Source organism: Umezakia ovalisporum Ak1311 (genome assembly GCF_029891685.1).
Taxonomy (GTDB): domain Bacteria; phylum Cyanobacteriota; class Cyanobacteriia; order Cyanobacteriales; family Nostocaceae; genus Umezakia; species Umezakia ovalisporum.
Genome location: NZ_JANQDJ010000033.1, coordinates 19,856 through 40,488, shown reverse-complemented (window position 1 = coordinate 40,488; position 20,633 = coordinate 19,856). Strand labels below are relative to the sequence as shown.

The 20,633-nt window shown below is 40.6% G+C and carries 16 protein-coding genes; 3 read left to right on the top strand and 13 right to left on the bottom strand.

Annotated features, from left to right (window positions below; all coding sequences use genetic code 11):
- Nucleotides 1-2: 2 nt before the first annotated feature.
- From NWP25_RS04775 to scyA, 10 genes are all read right to left on the bottom strand, one after another.
- Nucleotides 3-1,328, bottom strand: a complete 1,326-nt coding sequence (locus NWP25_RS04775; RefSeq protein WP_280650005.1) for a glycosyltransferase family 4 protein — start codon at nucleotides 1,326-1,328, stop codon at nucleotides 3-5.
- 161 nt (nucleotides 1,329-1,489) lie between these two features.
- Nucleotides 1,490-2,413, bottom strand: a complete 924-nt coding sequence (eboC, locus tag NWP25_RS04770; protein ID WP_280650006.1) for a UbiA-like protein EboC — start codon at nucleotides 2,411-2,413, stop codon at nucleotides 1,490-1,492.
- Nucleotides 2,414-2,497: 84 nt separating this feature from the next.
- The gene (locus NWP25_RS04765; RefSeq protein WP_280650007.1) at nucleotides 2,498-3,403 is read right to left on the bottom strand and encodes a TatD family hydrolase; all 906 of its coding nucleotides are present in this window, start codon (nucleotides 3,401-3,403) and stop codon (nucleotides 2,498-2,500) included.
- A gap of 54 nt (nucleotides 3,404-3,457) precedes the next feature.
- On the bottom strand, nucleotides 3,458-4,207 hold the full coding sequence (locus tag NWP25_RS04760) for an EboA family metabolite traffic protein (RefSeq protein WP_280698946.1): 750 nt from the start codon (nucleotides 4,205-4,207) through the stop codon (nucleotides 3,458-3,460).
- 44 nt (nucleotides 4,208-4,251) lie between these two features.
- Nucleotides 4,252-5,430: a scytonemin biosynthesis PEP-CTERM protein ScyF gene (gene scyF, locus NWP25_RS04755; RefSeq protein ID WP_280657169.1), complete on the bottom strand. Its 1,179-nt coding sequence runs from the start codon at nucleotides 5,428-5,430 to the stop codon at nucleotides 4,252-4,254.
- Between the two features lie 64 nt (nucleotides 5,431-5,494).
- The gene (locus tag NWP25_RS04750) at nucleotides 5,495-6,826 is read right to left on the bottom strand and encodes a ScyD/ScyE family protein (RefSeq protein ID WP_280657168.1); all 1,332 of its coding nucleotides are present in this window, start codon (nucleotides 6,824-6,826) and stop codon (nucleotides 5,495-5,497) included.
- A 76-nt stretch (nucleotides 6,827-6,902) separates the two neighbouring features.
- Nucleotides 6,903-8,207, bottom strand: coding sequence for a ScyD/ScyE family protein (locus tag NWP25_RS04745; protein ID WP_280698945.1), 1,305 nt, complete (start codon nucleotides 8,205-8,207; stop codon nucleotides 6,903-6,905).
- 202 nt (nucleotides 8,208-8,409) lie between these two features.
- A complete protein-coding gene (scyC, locus tag NWP25_RS04740; protein WP_280688030.1) occupies nucleotides 8,410-9,381 on the bottom strand; it encodes a scytonemin biosynthesis cyclase/decarboxylase ScyC in 972 nt (323 codons plus the stop codon).
- Nucleotides 9,382-9,410: 29 nt separating this feature from the next.
- Nucleotides 9,411-10,472 carry a tryptophan dehydrogenase ScyB gene (gene scyB / locus NWP25_RS04735; RefSeq protein ID WP_280650013.1) on the bottom strand — a complete coding sequence of 354 codons (1,062 nt, stop codon included), beginning with the start codon at nucleotides 10,470-10,472 and terminating at the stop codon, nucleotides 9,411-9,413.
- A 62-nt stretch (nucleotides 10,473-10,534) separates the two neighbouring features.
- Entirely contained in the window at nucleotides 10,535-12,421 is a 1,887-nt protein-coding gene (gene scyA, locus NWP25_RS04730; RefSeq protein ID WP_280698944.1) for a scytonemin biosynthesis protein ScyA, read from the bottom strand.
- Between the two features lie 1,332 nt (nucleotides 12,422-13,753).
- On the opposite strand from scyA, the gene NWP25_RS04725 reads away from it, so the two are divergent.
- Complete coding sequence (locus NWP25_RS04725; protein ID WP_280698943.1) at nucleotides 13,754-15,139, top strand: sensor histidine kinase; 1,386 nt, start codon at nucleotides 13,754-13,756, stop codon at nucleotides 15,137-15,139.
- 65 nt (nucleotides 15,140-15,204) lie between these two features.
- Nucleotides 15,205-16,038, top strand: coding sequence for a response regulator transcription factor (locus NWP25_RS04720; protein ID WP_280650267.1), 834 nt, complete (start codon nucleotides 15,205-15,207; stop codon nucleotides 16,036-16,038).
- A gap of 190 nt (nucleotides 16,039-16,228) precedes the next feature.
- On the opposite strand, the gene ftsH3 is transcribed toward NWP25_RS04720, so the two are convergent.
- The 3 genes from ftsH3 to NWP25_RS04705 all read right to left on the bottom strand — a co-directional run bounded on the left by ftsH3 (nucleotide 16,229) and on the right by NWP25_RS04705 (nucleotide 19,544).
- Nucleotides 16,229-18,067 (bottom strand): ATP-dependent zinc metalloprotease FtsH3, encoded by a 1,839-nt coding sequence (gene ftsH3, locus NWP25_RS04715; RefSeq protein ID WP_280650268.1) that lies wholly within the window; start codon nucleotides 18,065-18,067, stop codon nucleotides 16,229-16,231.
- 112 nt (nucleotides 18,068-18,179) lie between these two features.
- Nucleotides 18,180-18,959, bottom strand: a complete 780-nt coding sequence (locus NWP25_RS04710) for an aminotransferase class IV (RefSeq protein ID WP_280650280.1) — start codon at nucleotides 18,957-18,959, stop codon at nucleotides 18,180-18,182.
- A 285-nt stretch (nucleotides 18,960-19,244) separates the two neighbouring features.
- Entirely contained in the window at nucleotides 19,245-19,544 is a 300-nt protein-coding gene (locus NWP25_RS04705) for a 30S ribosomal protein PSRP-3 (RefSeq protein WP_280650269.1), read from the bottom strand.
- 189 nt (nucleotides 19,545-19,733) lie between these two features.
- Between NWP25_RS04705 and NWP25_RS04700 the strand changes: the two genes are divergently transcribed.
- Complete coding sequence (locus NWP25_RS04700) at nucleotides 19,734-20,549, top strand: TIGR01548 family HAD-type hydrolase (protein ID WP_280650270.1); 816 nt, start codon at nucleotides 19,734-19,736, stop codon at nucleotides 20,547-20,549.
- Nucleotides 20,550-20,633: the final 84 nt, after the last annotated feature.

Below are 20,633 nucleotides of genomic sequence, written 5' to 3'. Positions count from 1 at the left end.
GGTCAGTAATCATCTGATCTGGATATGAACTTCCAACTTTCCATTTGCAAAAGTGATTTTTTAGAATTCAATTTTGGTAGGATATCCAAAGTTGACTTTCGCTTTGATGTTACATCAAAAAATAAATTTTCATAGGAATATAGAGCTTGGTCAAAGGAGTAATTTTCTAGGGCAAACTTTCTGCCTTTTAATCCTAATTGCGCTGCTAAAGTTGGATTTTTGTATAACTTATGCACTGCATCTGCCAAAGCATCAGGTGATTCTGGGTCTACAACTAAGCCACCCCCACTGAGTTGAATTGCTTGAGCAGCAGTGCCATTTTTGGGGACTGAACCTACTATTGGGCGGCCACTGGCTAATAGCAATGGTATTTTTGAAGGCATATTAAATGAAGTTACATTGCGCTTTTGTACGATTAACCCGACATCTGCTGCTGCTAACATTTGCGGTAGTTGTTCTCGTGGTTGTAATGGTAGTAGCAAGACGTTATCCGCACCACAACTTAAACAATATTGTTGCAATCTTTGCAATGCTTTTGCTTCACCGACGATAACAAAGACAATTTCTGTGATTTGACCCAAGCGAACTGCTGTTTCTATTACTGTTTCTAGTCCTTGGGTCAGTGCAATGTTGCCTGAATAAAGCACAACAAATTTACCATCTAGTTGATGATCTGATTTCCAGTGGCTATTTTTCTTTTTTAAAGGACGAATAAAGTTTACGTTGACCCAATTGGGAATGCAAATTATTTTTTGATTCGGCACTCCTTTGTTAAGTAAATTTTCTCTGAAACCTTCACTAATGACGCTAATTGTGTGTGCATTGCCATAGGCAAATTTTTCTAGGGCTGCTAGCCCTTGGATGATGAACTTATTTTTTATCAACCCAATGCCTATGGCAGCTTCTGGAAGAATATCTTGTAAATTTAGCACTACCGGGCAATTATATAGCCAACCAAGGAAGCTTGCAGGTAAAGATATTAGGAGCGGTGGAACTGTTAAGAGAATTATATCTGGTCGCTTACCTTTGAGAGCTTGTGGCAAGCTCGTGAAGACAAAGCTTAACTCTAGCAGTAACCGATCTAAAACATTAGGTTTGGATTTAATTCGTAAATAACTGCGTTGAATGATAACACCATTTTTTTCTTCGCTTAAGTAAAATTTACCTTGATATCCATCGTAAATTTTACGCTGAGGATAATTGGGCATTCCTGTAATTACCCGGACTTCATGACCTTGCTTTACCAATCCTTCTGCTAGTTCAGTCATTAAGGGTGCAATTCCTATGGGCTCTGGATAATAGTTGTAGGAATAAATCAAAATGTGCATAACATGTTAATACCTTGTAGGTGATGTAATAATGTCATCTGTGTAAAAATAGCTAATATATACCAGTCAAAATTATTAATTTTTCAGGAAAGAATACTCTATGGTCTAAATGTAATTGGTGTTTCGGTCAAAGTTTAAATCTTTGTTGAGTTTTAACTTGTTTAAGTTACTGCAAAAATTTGTCCTAGTTTGATGGAAATTAGCAGCAGGCTCAGGACTAATAAGCCAAATGGCCAACCTGCAAAACCCGCAACCATACTAGTATCTAAAATAATGATTGAGAGGATGCCAGATTTAACAGCGAAGCGGATCTGTTCTGGGGTAGGTTTGCCTAGGGCTTTGATGAAAGGTAATAACACCTTAATTGTGAAAAATATCAGAAATGGTAATGCTGTCAAAAGTTGATAGTTTGTTAACAGTCCTAGCCCCAACAGTGCCGATATGACTATCACAATTAGTAATAGCGCTATTATTCCGGTACTCAGCTTGATTCCATGTACTTCGCCTCGACTGAGGAGAGTGATAGCAGTAATGTAAACTATGGGAATCAAAGCTAAAAACCAATATTCTCTTACCATTGCAGGTAAGACACTCACGCCCAACAATAAGTTACCTCCACGACAAATCCCCATATTTATAGGGCCGAAAATAGGATGGTGCTTTGCGAAAGCATCATAAAATAAGGCCGCCAGAGCAATACTAAGAGCTAGAATGGCGCTCAAGGAAGTTACTTGAGAAGCTGCTACTACACCTGTACTCAACAGCAAACTTCCTAGTAAGGTTCCTCCTCTACGAGATGCTCTACCACTGGGAATAGGCCGCTCTGGTCGTTCTTGAGCGTCTATTTCAGCATCAAACACATCATTAAATACAATACCACCGCCATATAAACCCGTGCTGGCCAGTAGCAACCATCCTAGGGGAATGAGATTAATTTCCCATGCTGTGGCTTGATCAGTGATAACAATATATCCTGAAGCCGCGAAGCCAGCTAGGATATCTGCCCAGGCGGTGACAATATTAGCCGGACGCATTAATTGGAGATATGCCCAAAAGGGATGAGAAGTTAAGATAACTGTGTTCATGTTGGTAATTCTTAATAGCAACGGGAGGCTAGGGCAAAGTAATTCGTAATTAAAAGGGTTTGATACTGGTGTAGACTTTAAGTTTTAGGAAATCAATACATATTCATGCCTGGATTCTACTACTGGTTCTTGTCCCCGCAGAACAGAATTGTCATTGAACATCTGTCGTTGATCTATGGGTGGGGGATTGAGCCAATCCGATTCTTTGATTTGTCCACTTTGGCTATAGGCTAAAAGGGCATTTTGATAACAGGCTGCTGTGACATCCGCCGGGGAAATTCCCCGTTCTAGCATTAATCGGGCAGTTTTAGGTACAGCTAGAGGATCACTAACTCCCCAATCAGCACTACTGTCTACGATGATGCGATCGCTACCATACCGACGGATAATTTCTACCATGCGAGCATTGCCCATTTTGGTGTGTGGATAAATTGTAAATGCTGCCCAAAAACCCCGTTCTAAAACTTCTTTTACTGTTTCTTCATTATTGTGATCAACAATCACCCGTGATGGATCTAAATTATGTTCAATACAAACATCCATACTGCGACTTGTACCCGCTTTTTTGTCGCGGTGGGGTGTATGAATCATGACTAACATATCAAGTTCTTTAGCTAGTTCAAGCTGGAGGCGAAAGTATTTGTCTTCAGCTGGAGTCATGTCATCGTAGCCAATTTCACCCATGGCAACTACACCTTCTTTACAAGCATACAGAGGCAATAGTTCCATTACTTGTTCTGCCAAGGATTCGTTATTGGCTTCCTTAGAGTTTAATCCCATTGTGCAGTAATGCTTGATGCCAAACTGAGAAGCTCGGAATCTTTCCCAACCGACTAAGCTGCTGAAATAATCCTGAAACGAACCAATGTTGGTGCGGGGTTGTCCCAACCAAAAAGCTGGTTCAATGACTGCAACTATACCTGACTCGCGCATTCTTTGATAATCGTCTGTTGTGCGCGAACTCATGTGAATGTGGGGGTCAATAAACATGATTTTATTAGTGTTAATACTGCTAAATATGGGTGAGCGCGTTGAACTTATTACTCAAGACTTAGTAATTAAATGATGGGACAATGGCTTGGGGTCTATGTCCTCAGCAAATTCCTCTACTAATTGCCAAAGTTCCGGGGGAACTGCACGGTTAGCGCTGTAGCGTTCGTGGGCGTAGTTAATTAGCATTTTGGCTAGGTCACGGTTAGCACGAACATCAAGACCGTGAATTAAATGTAGAGGTTTGCTGAGAAACAAAGCTTTCAATACCATTTGATTCCATGCCAAAGTATCAAAATACTGGGCGGGGTAGGGATTTCGTAAGGCGATGGCATCGAAAACTGCAATTATATTGCTGCGAACTCCTTGAGCTGCGCGTTTTTGCAGATGTTTTGGATAAGGGAGCAGAGGTAAAGCTTGATACAGTGTTACTAATTCTTCTCCGTCGGCAGTTGTGAATATTTGTTCTAGGGCCCGTAAATATTTTTCTGGATCATTTTGTGGGAGAGCTAACACTAATAATGTGCGAGCAGCTTGATCAACATGCCAATGAGCGGGAGACCAACCGTCTTCCATGATTGAGGCAGCTTTTAAGTCTTTTGGGGAAAGATCGAGATGCTGTTTACCTGTATAACGGGGTACGGTGCTGAAAGCTGTAAAAAACTCGCGACCAAGCTCACCAGATCTAATTTGCTCTCTTTTTTGATCTAGCCACGTCAGAGTTTTTTGATTAACTTTGAGTGAAACCCAGTAACGTAATAAGCTAGTAATACTGGTTTGCTTCAAATAAATTACAGCAGACATAATGACTATTTGAATGTTGCAAAGTTATGAAAGAGAAGTTATTTTTAGTTTCTCCCTAAACTGATGAGCATTTTTTCCTTTCTCTTTTTCTGCAACTTGACAACACCAGCCCCAATACCCAATATTCCCAGACTTAATATTGAAGTAGGCTCAGGTACTTTGGCAGATTGTTCTACTGATAAGACTTGAATCCTACCTTGGAAGAAATCCCCCACATAGACTGTGCCATTGTCATAGTGCAAGCCAGCAGCCCAGTTAAACTTGCCTGGTGTGAGGTCAATGGGGTCACCATAGGGAGTTGTTCCCCCTAAAGCAGCAGGTGTAGGTGGTGGTACAATTTGACCAGATGAATTGCGAGTGGGTTCACCAAAAGAAGTTAAGAAGTTACCGTTTTGATCGAACACTTGAACTCGGCTGTTTTGAGAATCTGCAACATAAATGTTTTCGTATTCGTCTACATCAATGCCGATTGGCTCTTTAAATTGTCCAGGTTCAGATCCCGTGATGCCAAAGGCGAATAGAAATTCACCATTGGGGTCAAGAACCTGAACTCGTCCGTTGTACTGGTCGTTGATGTAAATTTTGCCAGTGTTGTCGGAAATAATTAAACCGCCTGGGCCTAAAAATTCACCAGGTCCACTTCCAGGACTGCCAATAGTTTTAATTTGTTCACCTTCTGGATTGTATACTTTGATAATGTCAGCACTAAAGTCAGAGACATATAAATTACCAGCAGCATCGAAATCCATGCCTCCGGGGCCAAAGAATAATCTATTTTCTACAGGCCCACTAAAGGAAGCATAGGATGTCTTATAGTTACCTTCAGCATCGAATACGTTAATTCGGCTGTTGAAAACATCACCTACATGGAGATCACCTGTGAGCGGATTGAATCTGAGGTCTGCTGGCTCGTCGAATTGTCCAGGGCCCGAGCCAGTGCTGCCAATGCTTTTAATATAGTTGCCTTGGCTATCGAACACATCAACACTGTCGATACCCCGACCATTGCTAACAAAGATATTCTGAGTTGAGTCTTGTACTCCTATACCTTGGGGAACAGCAAGGGTTCCTGGAACACCTGGATAATCACCATCGGTAAAGGTGGCTGGTCTACCAATGCTGGTTTCGTATTTTAAACTTAAAGCTTTGGCTTCGTTAACTAATGCCAGTGTTATCAATCCAGCGCTAGCAAATGCGATTGAAAGTTTTTTAATTAATGCCATGTGAGATCAGCTCCTGGTAAATGGTTAGGGAAAGAATTAAAGGACAAGGGGAAATGACCGATGATTAATGACTAAATTTGCCTTTGCGCTTTGCTAGAGCAGTTTTGCTGAGTACTGCTGTGGCTATGAGAGCTAGGGTAGTTGTCGGTTCGGGAACTTTCTTGGCACTGGCACTGAGATCAATTTTGACTAGTTGTCCTGATCCTGAGAGTCTGGAATTGTTGGAAGCATATAAATTGCCATCAGGGCCAAAAGCTAAACCAGAAGCTAGTTCTAGTCCATCACCATTCCAGATAGTTGTGCGCGTGCCATCAGGAGCTAATTTGATCAAAGAACCACTGACATCACCGATGATGTTACCGCCCTGTTCAATAGCTTTCCATTCTGACTGATCAATGTGTTGCAATGCATACAAATTTCCTTCAGGATCGTATGCTACGCCAGTCAGTTGTGTAAAACCATCTGCAATGGTTTCTATTGATAAATCATGAGGGTTAACTTTATGGATGCGTGCTTCGCCTTCTGGATAGGGAAAATAAGTAAATTCGCTGACTGTTAAGCTACCATCAGGAGCAACTGTAATACCTGTGGGTACTGATTGGTTCGATACGGGAAGACCATTGGATGCAGTTGTAAAACCTGAGGGTAATGGTGCTCCTCCTGTTGGATCTACTATTCCTTCAGGAAGAGTTGGGAACTCAAGTTGATCTGGTGATGTGAATTGATCTGGAAATTTGGCTACGTCCTTAATACCACTGCCATCAAGTGCTACGGCATATATTGTGTTTCCGCCCCCATCAACAACGTAAGCTGTATCATTCTGAATTGTAAAGGCATAAGGGTTACTAATTACATCACTGCCATCCGGATTGTTTTGAAGTTCATACTCTGCAAAGTCGGCAATACTTGTGAGGGAATTACTTTCTAAATCTACTTTATATAAGTGTCCTAGTAATGGTGCCTTTAATGGATCTTCTCGGGTGTTTGGATTCCCTGCATAGCCATACAAAAGATAAGCGTTACCTTGGGAATCAAATTTAAAGTCGGCAGGACCTGCAGCTTGTTCTCCGTAAGGCGTTAGTGCTAAAGATGTGAGATTTGGGATTACAGTTTCTTTTGTCCCGTCTGGGTTAATTTTGAGAAGGGAAGCAGTCTCACCAGAACATAAAGGTATATATTGGGCGCTGGGTGATGGTACACATCTTCCGTCTTTTCCATCCCCCCCGGAACCACTCTCTGTTAAATAAATACTGCCGTCAGGAGCAAAGTCAAAATTCCGTGGATTATTAAGACCGTCGGCAACTACCGATAAACTTGCGGCTGATGCTGCTTTGGTACTAGCTGCACTAGCAATACAAACAGTCAAAACAGTGATAGCAAATGACTTGAGTTTCATACTTTTAGAGATTCAGAGTTGGTAATTGGTACAAATTTTGATGACAAGGAATCCATCACCCCAGAGGTCTTCAGGATCAACACTGAATATTGATTTGAAACTTTTTACCTGAGATGAAGGCTTTATCTATGGGGGATTTGGATCTGCGACTCTTTCGCAACCAAATCATGCCTAAAGCGCTAAAGCTCAATAGACCTAATGCAGAATTAGGTTCAGGAATAGACTGGGTGTTTTCAATGCGGATAATTTGTCCTTCTCCCGGGCGATCGCCTCGGTTGGCAATGTAAATAGCACCATCGGGGCCAATGGTTAAGCCAATGGGGGATTCTAATCCATTGCCACTGAGAATAGTTGTGCGAGTGCCATCAGGAGCTATTTTGATTAAAGAACCGTCTAGATTGTCTTTCCAGCCTGACTCATTAGCATACTGCAAGGCGTATAAATTACCTGCAACATCAAATTCCAAATCTATTAGTTGGGTAAAACCATCTGCATAGGTTGTTGGTATACCGTCATTACCGACTCGATAGATTTTTGCTCCATTTTGTGGAAAAGGAAAACCAGTATATTCACTGATATAGTAGGCTCCATCTAAACCTTTGGCAACACCTGTTGGTACTGATTGAATAGTAAGCTGTAATGGTGGCGCTTCAGTTTGAGATGGTACTTGTTCTGGTTCATTGGATGGGGTATTGGAGGGTGGGAAAACTGGGTCAGTTAATGTTTTTGGCGGAAATACTGCAATTGCTTGCAAATCAGATCCATCAGTATTTACACTTAATAAAGTGTTGGCGGCTGAATCAACTGTAATTATTTGATCACCATCTATTAACAATTTTAAGGGGTTGCTATTGAGATCATCGCCGTCAGAATTGTGAATTAGTTCATAGTTGGATATATCTGCAATACTCTTCCATGAATTGGTATCAGAATCAAAAGTGATGATTGTTCCTAGGCCAGTTTCACCCAAGCCATGGCGAAAACTGGGATTACCCCCATACCCCAGTAACACATAAGGCTGACCTGTGGCATCAAATTGAATATCCCGGGGTCCAGCGGCTCTTTTGCCACTTGGTAGTGCTAAGGAAGGTAGTTCTGTCAGCACGGGCTGAATTTGACCGTTGTGAATGACGCTAACTACTCCACTAGTGCCGTAGCACAAGGAATCGCCTTCGCCGCTTGGTGGTGGAACGCAAGCGCGATTTCCGCCTGTGCCACTTTCTGTGATGTAGAGTTTACCCTCATTGCTAAAGCTGAGATCACCTGGATTGTTTAGCTCGTCGGCAATTACTGTAAAAGAGGCGGCCTCTGCTGTTTTTATTCCCGAAAAAGCAGCAACATAAAAGCAGAGAAAGTTAATAGTAAGTTGCTTGATTTTCATCTATTGCAGGTGTTGATATTTCAAGACTTCTTGGTATAAAATCCTAATTTTTTTGGCAAAAGCATATTGAGTTTTACTAGATTTAATTACCTAATAATTCATCAATGTTACTGTTGGTTTTCAGAGAATCAGGTTAGATAATGCAAGAATTAATTAACCACAAATAAACACAGATGAACATTAGGAAACGCCATGATATTTTTTAGCGACTGGTAACTAGTGAATTTTGTTTTTTTGGTATATAGCTCATTCCCAAATCAAAGGATTTAAGATTTCCAGCTTTGGCTTCTAACATCCTTTTGATGTTCATGCCCTCAGCACCAAAGTCTTCAATTTGCAGTTTTCCGTGAGCGAGAAGTTGATCTGTTTTCCAAAATGTAATTTGATGCAAGATGAACCCCGAAGCTTCAGGATCAGCGAAGGCATAAGCTGTGGGTATAAGTAAGGCAACAGAACGTTGATAAAATCCGTAGTATGGGTAAAAATATTCTTGTTCCAGCAAGTGGTATTTGCTTAAATTATGTAATCGCAGAGAAATTTTTAGTTTTTGGTCATATTCATCTGTGAACTCACCTGACTGGGAATTAATTTCACCAGATGGTCTTACTAGGTGCGCCCACTCACCCATATTTTGCAGGTTTGACAAATAGTTTATTCCCACGTCAATTGGAGCATCAATATAGATGGTGTCAGTATCTATAAAATAGCGACCTTTAGCTGCTGTACTGCGACCTGCTCGGCGTTCTAAATTGGCTTTGAGAGAACGAGCTTCGGAAGTATGTACAGTGTGAATTCCCTGCATAATCATGGGAGTTTGCCGTTTGGGATCCACAAAGCTCAACCAATGGAAGTACACACCTTTTTCGTCGGTTTCTGGATCAATGTAGTTTGGTGGAAACAGTAAAACAGGATACACTTGGAAGTATTGATTGTGCTCAAATCCGCAGTGCCATTCGATGCCATAAAAAAGCTCATTTTCTAACTTTTTCACATGATAGTAGAGATTTTTTTGATAACCAGATGCGGTTCCCAGCCATGTATCTTCATCAATTTGTTCTATCATCCGGCTAAAAAGCGTCCAATGGTCTAAGTTTTTTAGACTGCAAAGATACTCAAAGGCACTTTCTGGTGAAGTAGCAATATAAGTTGATGTAGCAAATGAGTTTTTCTCCATAAATCACTCCTGAAATTAATAGTTATAAATTAGGCAGCAATTTCGTTAATCTTGGTTTTCTTGGCATTAATGATGCGGTTTTCTGCTAATTGCTTAGAAGCATCATTGGTGGTGATATTTTGCTGTTTAGCAATTTTAAAAATTTCTATGAGGGTGTCATAGATGTTATGCACTTGTTGGAAAGCTTTTGCTTCGTTATAGCCAATCATTTCGTTGTAAACGTTGATCAGACCTCCGGCATTAATCACATAATCAGGGCAATATGTAATGCCTTTTTGGGTGAGCATTTGGCCATGTATTTGCTCATCTGCTAATTGATTATTGGCAGCGCCAGCAATAATTTGTGCTTTGAGAAGAGGAATTGTCTCATGATTGAGGATTCCTCCTAAAGCACAAGGGGAAAAGATATCAACATCAAGAGAGTAAATTTCTTTAGGGTTGACAACTGTTGCACCAAAAAGTTGCTTAACTTCTTCTAATTTACCTGGGTCTACATCAGTGACATACAGTTTTATTCCATGCTCATGTAAGTGACGGCAGAGATTCTTCCCCACGTTTCCTAAGCCTTGCACCGCAACTTTTAGTCCCTGAAGTTCCTGGCTTTGCCAATGAGATTTTACAGCAGCCTTAATGCCTAAAAACACTCCTAGGGCTGTGATGGGAGCGGGACCGCCGGATTTTTCTGAGACTCCAACGACATATTTAGTTTCTTTACGGATTGAGCGCACATCTTCGGGAGTAAGATTGACATCTTGTCCTGTGATAAAACGTCCATTTAAGCCCTCAACAAAACCTCCATAAGCTCTGAAAAGTTCATCTGTTTTCTGGTCAGGATTAGCAATAATAACTGCTTTTCCTCCCCCAGCGGGAATGTTGGCACAGGCAGCTTTATAGGTCATGCCGCGACTGAGACGCAGGGCGTCTTTTACAGCAGCTTCTTCACTTGCATAAGGAAAGAGTCTTGTGGCTCCCATTGCTGGACCTAAGTTGGTATTATGGATGGCAATAATTGCCTTAATATCAGGATTTTTTCCATGACAGAAGAGAATTTGTTCATGACCCATTTCTCTGACAGTTTCAAATAGCAACATTTGGGTTTGTGAATGTGTGTGTGTTGTAGATGAGTTGAAGGACTGAAATGGCAAGGGAAAGCTTAAAGTGATGGAAATGATGCTGGTTTAGCTGCACCGTTAATGAGATGGGATTTAACTCCTTGTGCGGCCAAGCTTTTATTTCGTCCACCAGAGGGTGCTGGTTGATCAGCGTCAATGACAACATCAACGAGAAAAGGAACTTTTGAGGCGATGGCTTGCTCTAATGCTGCTTCAAGGTCTGACTCTCGCACGACTCCCATGGCTTCTGCTCCCATACCGCGAGCAATCATGGCAAAGTTGGTTTCGGGCATCTCTGCATCTCCACCCTGTAACCCCAACATTTTCATGCCTTGATGGCACATATTGTAACGGGCATCGTTGAGTACAATCCAAATGGCAGGAATGTTGTATTTGACGGCTGTGCTGATTTCATTATTCATCAACATTGCTCCGTCTCCAACAATGGCTACGGCTTTGCCATTTCGTGCTTGTGCAGCACCCAATACACCTGTAGCTGTGTGACCCATCGCCCCGACTCCGGTGCTGACTCGGTAACGATTGGTTTGAGCAAATCGGAGGAGATGAGTTGACCAAGTAAAGGAGTTACCGCACTCAGCCATTACCACGGCATCGCTGCCCTCAACAATGATTTTTTGAATTGCTACCATTAAAAATTCTGGCCGCACTGGATAGTCTTCATGGGAACGCGGTGCAATGACTGGACGCTCTGGATGAGGTAAGCAGATATTTCTGGATTGAGGAGGAAGATCAGGCCATTGTTGCAATAGTGACTGCATATAAGCTTTGGCATCAGACTGCACTGGAAATGTTTCTGCGTCTGAATAGGCTACTCCCGGAACTTCTGGGTCTATGTCTACATGGATAAAACCTCTTGGGGGAACCATTGTTTTATTCCAGAAAGATGTAGGTTCCCCTAAGCGGGTTCCTAACACCAGTGTGCGTGTTGGAGGTTGCTGTTCCATGTAGGTTAAAACTGAACCATGACCTCCCAAACCTGTGACACCAACGAACTGGGGATGATCTTCTGGAAATATACCTTTACCACGGGGTGAACACATGACTGCGGCTCCAGTTTTTTCGGCAAATTCGCGAATTTCGTCTGCGGCGTGACGAGCGCCAAAGCCGATCCAGATGGCAAAATTTCCTTCACAGAGTAATTCTACAGATTTGGCGATCGCTTCAGTTTGAGCGGTGATCGAAAAACTTGGCACGTCTAGTTGGGGTAGAGAAATATCATCAACTAAACTTGTTTGCACAGCAGTAGGAATACTTAAATGAGCTACGAATCCTCCTGGTTGTGCTAAACCCAAGGCAATTTTGCGAAAAATCTGTGGGAGTTGCTCCGCCGATTCTATAGTGATTGCATAGTTGAACAGCGCTCCTGGGGTAAAAATTCCGCCACTGGGTAGCGTGTAGCTGCTAGTTTCTTGAATTGCCCAGCGTCCCCGCTGTGGGGCTGAGGTGCATGCTGATAATAAAATTACCTTTGCACCTTCACCACGGGCTGCAAATAATCCGGTGAGGGCGTTGGTGATACCTGGGCCAGCTGTGGTAAAAACTACAGCAGGGCGATGGCTGGCAAAATAAGCTTCGGAAGCGGCAAAAGCAGCTCCAGCTTCATGGCGAAAGTTCAACACCTCTATGTTGCTATTGGAGAGGGCATTCCATACACTAGCCATTGCACCACCGGCTACCCCAAAAGCATAGTTGACTCCCAAATTTTCTAACATCTGAACCACTGCGTCAGCAACCGAGAGTTTGGGGGGCTGACTGAGTAAAAAAGGTTGAATTTCTGTTTTATGCTCTAATTTATCTAACTTATGAGAACTGTTAGAGGAAGATTCTACATAGTTGTTGGCTGACAATTCCTTGTATAACTCAGTGCTAATTTGAGGCGAGTTGGAATCAGTATAGTTTGGACTCATTGATTTCACGTAATTCCAGAAGCTTGCATATAGGCTTTTTGATGCACAGTCACAGTGCAGAGAATATCTAATACAAACGTCTATGTTTTTTACAGTTTTGATTAGATTTCATCAATGGTAAAGACTGTTGAATACTACTAATTGATCCTTGTCAGCGCAGTGACAAATTTGTTGGTATAGCGTACACACTTAGGGAAGTGCTTATGGAAATCATATTAGAGTCAATGAAAACATATTTACAATCAACATTATTTTGATAGGGTTGTCAAATTTTTCGTTTTGACAGCAATGGTTGCATTAAATTACAAACTACCTCAACAAGGCATATTTTTTAGTTTTCAAGAAAAAGTAAAAAATATCTTGCAATCATTTTTTTTTGCATAAATTTGTCAAAAGTTTCGTGATTATGTTAGCTTAATAGAGGAATTCATTTTTTATGATTCTCAAGTGAATCAAATAAGTTTCTCATTTGATAATCATAAGATACTCATCTAAATAAAAAACTATTTCTCTATTTTCATTAGACAATTTTCCGAGTAAATTTTATGACTTTGAATAAGATATATAATCTAAAAATTTTATCTTTCTTAAGAGAGAGGAACAACAAAATATCAAGTATTTTTTTTAAAAATTGTTTTTATTACGACAAATAATCAAGCAATAATTTATTTTTCTTTCTTGGAATTTATTTCTTACGGGAGATGACTCAGGAAACTATTATGTAGTTAAATCTTTAGCAATCCACAAAGATTAAGAAGTTTTACAAATCGAAAATCCTGACTAAAATTTTGTTAGTTTTTTTTTGGAAAATTTAGTCTTTATGGACTGTACAAATGAGATAATTTATGAATTAATATAATTATGAACTTTCACACTTATCTGTAAATTTTTAGATGAGGAACATCAAGAATTAAATACTTATTTTCAACAGGGATAACCTTGTAAAATTTAAATTATTTATCCCTGAAATAGGCGATAATTATGATGATGGTATTTAGTTAAAATTTCATTTGTAAATTATTTATTTGCACGGAAAGTTAAGATAATTTTAATATCTGCTTAAATTTAAGATGAGTAGAGTAAACATATTTATATCAGTAACTTCTCACTAACAGAGCCAAAGTGACTACAAAGAACGATAAAAACCCACGACTATAAGGAAGTCAAATTAAATTTAGAGGTAACTTATCTATTTTTTCTCTATTATTAACTGTTAGAAAAGAGAGTATATATATGTTTTAATTTTTCTTTCAAAAATAGCTTGCAACAAAATCAACTGTTTAGTTTATTTATGGCTCTAGTGCTGACTTATGATAAGGAGAGAGTAAAGTCATGAATTCCAGTGGATATAGGTTAGTTTTCTCCGATTATGAATGGAAGCTACAGCCAGAAATAGATTTAAAGTTTGCTTACTTCTTTATCAATCAATCTGTAGAGGCTGCTTTTTGTTTAGGAGAAAATGAACAGTTTATTTATATCAATGATGCCACTTGCAAAATAACTGAATATTCCCGTGAGGAACTGCTTTTGATGGCACTGCATGATATAGATATAGACTATTATCTACATAATTGGTCAGAAATCAAATCAGCAGGTTCTTTTACCTTTATATCTCGCTATCGTACTAAAGGAGGTCGTATATTTCTGGCAGAAATATCTATTATTTATGGAGAAAGTTCAGGTACAAAGTTTGGCTGTGCTGTTGTCAGAGAAAAAAGTGATGAAATAATAGACTTAAGTGTACAAACATGGATAGACCAATTAAGAAATGTCACAGTGCTCAAGAGTGAAGAATGCAAACAGGTAAAGAACCACAACCCACGAGGAAAATTTGAATACCAGGAGATGAATATTCTCACAAAAGATGGCACAGAACCCTGGCTAGCTTGCGCTGTTGCTCAACTTGGTGGAATGCTAGATTTCCAGGTGAAACAACTTGAACTGATTACAGGTATTGATATTACAGATTACAAAAATCTAGAATCAGATCTCAATAAAGCTTTAGAACAAGCAAAACAACTCAGCGATATGAGAGCGCGTTTTCTTTCTATGGTTTGTCATCAATTACGTACTCCACTGAATATTGTTTCATTCTCTAATAGCTTACTTAAGGAACAAGTAGACAAACATACGGAGAAGAAAATACAACCATTACTGGAGCATATTGAAAAAGCTATCGAGGAAATCAGCCAGATGTTAGATGATACTTTGAACTTTGCTAAAGCAGAAACAGCCAAAATACATTTTAAACCGCAATCGGTTGATTTAGTGGAATTCTGTAATCATTTAGTGGCACAAATGCATATGAGTATAAGCCACAAACCTATCATTTTTATCAGTGAATTTGATTTACTCACAGCCTGGGTTGATCCAAAAATACTAGAACCTATTTTGAAAAATTTGTTGGATAATGCAATTAAATATTCTCCTTGGCAGACCAGCATTGATTTTACGCTTGCTTGCGAAAATGGCCAGGTAATTTTCCAGGTCAAAGATCGGGGGATTGGCATTCCATCGGCAGATCAACAAAGATTATTTGAGCCATTTTTTCGAGGAAGTAACGTTGATAATATACCCGGTACTGGATTGGGTTTATCGATTATCAAAACCCTTGTAGACTTACATGGCGGTGAGGTTACTGCGGAAAGTGAGACTGGTGTCGGTACGAAGTTTACTGTAATCCTGCCATTAATTAAAAAATCATCTGTTTTTTCCTAATTATAAATTTGGGAAAGAAAAAATCAATTTTTTCTGTTTACGGCTACGATTTAGGGTGCTAGAAAATGAAGTACGAATCAGCGAAAAAAATTCTCGTAATTGAAGATGATGCTGTTACCCGCAATCTTTATGTCAAAGGTCTTCGGGCTAAAGGCTTTGATACTATCAGCGCGGAAAATGGTCTGACTGGTATTCAACAAGCACAAGAGCATATACCCGATTTAGTGGTTTGTGATATTACAATGCCTGATGTAGATGGTTATGGTGTTCTAACTATGCTACGCCAAGATCCTGTCACAGCAATTATTCCTTTTATTTTTATCACTGGTAGCTGCACTAGAGGAGCTGTTCGTAAAGGTATGGAGTTAGGCGCAGATGACTATATCACTAAACCCTTTACACTAGACGAATTGCTGAGAACAATCACTACCCAGTTACAAAGACAAGCTATTCTGCAAAGTTGGTGTGCTACTAAATTCCAGGAGGCTCAAAAATCGTCATCCCCGGATAAAACTTTAACTTTGAATGAACCTAAATCTATTTTTCCCTGTATTCCCCAATTAAAAAAAGTGTTTGACTTTATTGAAGCTCATTATCACGAAGGAATTACCCTGTGTGATGTAGCTGAAGCAGTTGGTTACTCACCCGCTTACTTAACTAATCAAGTAGGAAAACAGACAGGAGAGACTATAAACAGCTGGATTGTGAAACGCCGGATGCAAGGAGCGCGGTTTTTATTGCAAAATGATCATCAAACTGTGGAGCAAATTGCCAGAGCACTTGGTTATCAAGATGTTTCCCATTTCTCGCGTCAGTTTCGTCAACATCATGGTTTACCTCCCCATGCTTGGCGCAAGGAACATCAGGTTGGTTATTGCAAAGTTAAAGTTAATCATTAGTAGGAAGTTATTAATTAGCAATCTCCCAAATATTTTTTTGGGATTAGGGGGTTAGTGTGGGTACTAAAGTATTCATAGTAAGCGCAGTGGTATTGTGATTAAAATATCAATCAACTGCGATGTCCAAAAAAATTAGGGTAACTCTGGAATTTCCAGAGTTACCCTTTACTGAAATTGCAACTCAACTGAATTATGCAAAAGCAGCAGTTTTGACATCGTTATTTGCCAAAATTTCTTGCAATTCTTCAGCATCCACTGTTTCTTTCTCAACTAGCATTTTGGCAAGTTGATCGAGAATGTGGCGATTGTTAACTAATACTTCTTTAGCACGTGAATAAGCTAGATCCACAAGTTTGCGGACTTCTTCATCAATAACAGCAGCGGTTTCTTCTGAGAAATCACGCTCTGACATGATATCCCGACCAAGAAACATATTACCTTGCTGACGACCGAGAGCCACTGGGCCCAAGCGATCGCTCATACCAAAGCGGGTAATCATCTGACGGGCTACACGGGCTACTTGTTGCAAGTCGTTGGAAGCACCAGTGGTTACTTCCTCTTCACCAAAGACTAATTCTTCAGCTAGACGACCGCCTAAAGCTACAGCCATTTGATTTTCTAGATAAGCACGGCTATACAAGCCTGTATCCATACGGTCTTCACTGGGAGTAAACCAAGTTAGACCACCAGCACGACCGCGAGGAATAATGCTGATTTTTTGTACTGGGTCATAGTCTGGCATTAAAGCACCAATTAGGGCGTGACCGGCTTCGTGATATGCTACTAGGGTTTTGCGCTTCTCGCTCATCACTCGGTCCTTCTTTTCTGGGCCAGCCAGGACGCGATCAATGGCATCATTGATTTCATCCATTGAGATTTCAGTTAAATTGCGCCGTGCTGCCAAAATTGCAGCTTCGTTGAGCAAGTTAGATAAATCTGCACCTGTAAAACCAGGAGTGCGACGAGCGATTTTATCTAAGTCCACATCCTTAGCCAAGGTTTTACCACGGGCGTGAACTTTAAGAATTTCGCTACGTCCTGCATAGTCAGGACGATCTACAACTACTTGACGGTCAAAACGACCAGGACGCAACAAAGCTGCATCTAAGACATCAGGACGGTTGGTAGCGGCAATAATGATAATGCCAGTATTACCTTCAAAACCATCCATTTCGGTGAGTAACTGGTTGAGGGTTTGTTCTCGTTCGTCGTTACCACCGCCTAAACCTGCACCCCGTTGACGACCTACAGCATCAATTTCATCGATAAACACGATGCAAGGGGCACTGCTCTTAGCTTGCTCAAACAAATCGCGGACGCGGGAAGCACCCACACCTACGAACATTTCCACAAACTCAGAACCAGAGATGGAAAAGAAGGGTACACCTGCTTCCCCAGCTACAGCACGAGCGAGAAGGGTTTTACCTGTACCAGGAGGACCAACTAATAATACACCTTTAGGAATTTTTGCTCCCACTGCGGTGAAGCGGTCGGCATTTTTGAGAAAGTCTACTACTTCGTTTAATTCCAGTTTGGCTTGGTCAATCCCAGCCACATCTCCAAAGGTGACCTGAGTTTGGGGCTCCATTTGCACTCTTGCTTTGGATTTACCAAAGTTCATTGCTTGGTTACCGGGGCCGGTTTGAGCGCGGCGTAGCAAGAAGAATAAACCCACCAGAAGCAATACAGGGAAAAATAAACTGCTCAGTGCCTTAAACCAAAATCCTTCATCGGTTTGGGGCAGAATAGAAATATCAACACCCTTATTATTAAGGTTATTGATTAAATCAGGGTCCTTGACTAAATTTACTATCTTTTTGTCACCATCTCTGGAGGTAACAAGTGCTGTGGAGCCGTCTGCACTCAGACTGACTCTATCTACTCTGCCGTTGTCAACTTCTTGAATAAATTGACTGTATCGCCATGTTTCTCTAGTTTGAGGTTGTTTGTCAAAGAATGCTGTGCCTAGAGCAATGACAACTATAAAAAGCAGCGCATACAGCCCCGCATTTCTCCATCTTTTATTCACTGAGGTCTATCCTCCTGTATTTTTTGTGAGTTAGCGTAGCTTCTCGGATATGAGAGGGCATTATTAAAAATTATGTTAACTTATCTTAAGGTATAACATAACGGTGGGGCTGTCATGTTAGAAAAAACCTCCTCATTTGTGCAAAACTAGGATGGTAGGGATTATATTTGAGCGATCCTGTGGGCTGCTGAACCGTGTGAATGGGGATAATTTCTACCACACTATTAGTGTAGGCGATGGCTTCAAATCCGCGCACTAACTCTTGATTCCAAGGTGACTCACCTACTATTGGCAGCCATTTTATCAGTTGCGATCGCACTATTCCCGACAAAATTTCTTCTGTTAATGGTGGTGTCCACCAACTACCATTTTGCCATCCCCAGAGATTACCTGTGGTAGTTTCTAACCAATTACCTGCTTCATCAACTAAAATTGCTTCCTGAGAATTTAATTGTTGAGCTTGAGATTTGGCCAACCAAGCACTGAGGTAGTTGCCAGTTTTATGAGAAGGTAGAGAGCGATAAAGGTTAGACATTGCCAAATTTGTGCTAACGCCGTGTGTTTGTTTTGTAATTAAATCTGGTGGTAATAATCTCCCGGTTACCCACTCGCGTCCGTCTGCAAACAAAGTGATTCTCAGGATGGGGAAAATTTTCGCCAGAGTTTCTGCACCTTGACGCACCAGATTCCAGTTTGGTTCTAACCAAGCAAAAGATTGTACTGAGTAACGTAGGCGATGGCAGTGTGCTACCCAGTTAGTTAAATTACTATCGAGGGATTGCTGATAAACCCGCATTGTTGTAAACACCGTAGCGCCATAAAGTAACCCTGGGTCATGAATATCTAATTCTAGGGTTTGGGATTTTATGAGTTTGCCGTCGTACCAATAAATAATATGAACCTCGCTGTGGGTTGAAAAAATGTAAACACCAACAGGCTACCAACTGTATAATTTCAGTTTGACAACATAAAAATAACATATTGATTTTGTCTTTTTGGATACCGAATCTAAAATCCAAAATTACGTTAAGCTTTTCCCTCTGGTCACTCAGAAAAGGGGGTGGGGGTGGGATTTTATTTTTGAATCCGTATTCAGTGAAATTTGAGTAAAAACAGCGCCCAGGGCGCTGCTCACCTTAACATGTTTCAGTACCTAGCAGGGAGGATGTTGAATTTCTCAGGCGCTACCTGTAAAGGCAACTTCAGGGAATTTCAATTGAGCTTCTGCCATCGGTCGTCTTCTGCCTTCCTCTTGCCAGTAGTTAATTACTTCTGTGGCTTTATTGAGCAATTCGACGCGATCTACGTCATTAATCCAGTGTTTGGACTCTAATTCCTTTTTTAACTCTTCCCAGGCATCATTGCGAGGCCAGAAAAAATATTTAGTCAAAGGACTAGTACCTTTGCCTACAACTTGATCCACTGCTAGGGCAACGTTTTCGTCTAACCAAAGGATTTTGAGAATAAATTGGGTCAATCACACCTCCGGGGAATATGTGGGGATTAATAGTAAGTTGCTATCGCACGGGTGGAAATGATGCCCACTGTATGCGCTGTGTGATTGTCCATTTTAACTCAATGCTTCACCTGATGACCAAGTAGTGGTTGCAAATTACTTAAGCATGACCGATTAAAATTTAAAGGCTGCTTTAATCTAGCAAATCCTATGACTGGAAAATTTTCAGAAACAACTATTGTGGTTTTCGACATTGACGGTGTGGTGCGCGATGTCGGCAATTCCTACCGTCGAGCCTTGGCGGACACTGTAGAGCATTTTACGAACACAGCCTATCGTCCCACCCCAGGAGACATTGACCAGCTCAAATCTGAAGGATTGTGGAATAATGACTGGGAAGCTTCCCAAGAATTGATTTACCGCTACTTTGAATCACAAGGGAAATCTCGCCAACAGTTGCCACTGAATTACAAAGCCATAGTTACATTTTTTCAATCTCGTTATCGAGGCACTGACCCAGAAAATTGGACTGGATATATCTGTAATGAACCGTTATTATTACAAACTAGCTATTTAGAAAAACTGACAGAGTTAGGAATTTGTTGGGGATTTTTTAGTGGTGCTACCCGTGCTTCTGCCACTTATGTTTTACACAAACGTTTAGGTTTACAATCCCCTGTGTTAATTGCCATGGAAGATGCCCCAGGTAAACCGGATCCCACAGGACTTTTTGCCACTGTTGAACAGTTAGAAAATGAACCAAATAATATACCTACAATTATCTATGTGGGAGATACTGTAGCTGATATGTATACTGTCAGAAAAGCTCGAGAAATCAATCCTCACCGCAATTGGATTGGTGTGGGAATTTTACCTCCTCATGTACAAGAAACACCAGCCCATAGTGATGCTTATAGTCAAACATTACTAGCAGCAGGTGCAGCAATTGTTTTAAGTAATGTTCAACAACTAAATGCCATGAAAATAGCAGAATTGTTAGAGGAAATCAATAAAAATAAACAATAAAAATTACAAGGTAATATTAATAGTAATTACATTGGTGTTTGAAGAATCAAGAATCGGTGCATGAATTACTGGTTCATACCAATT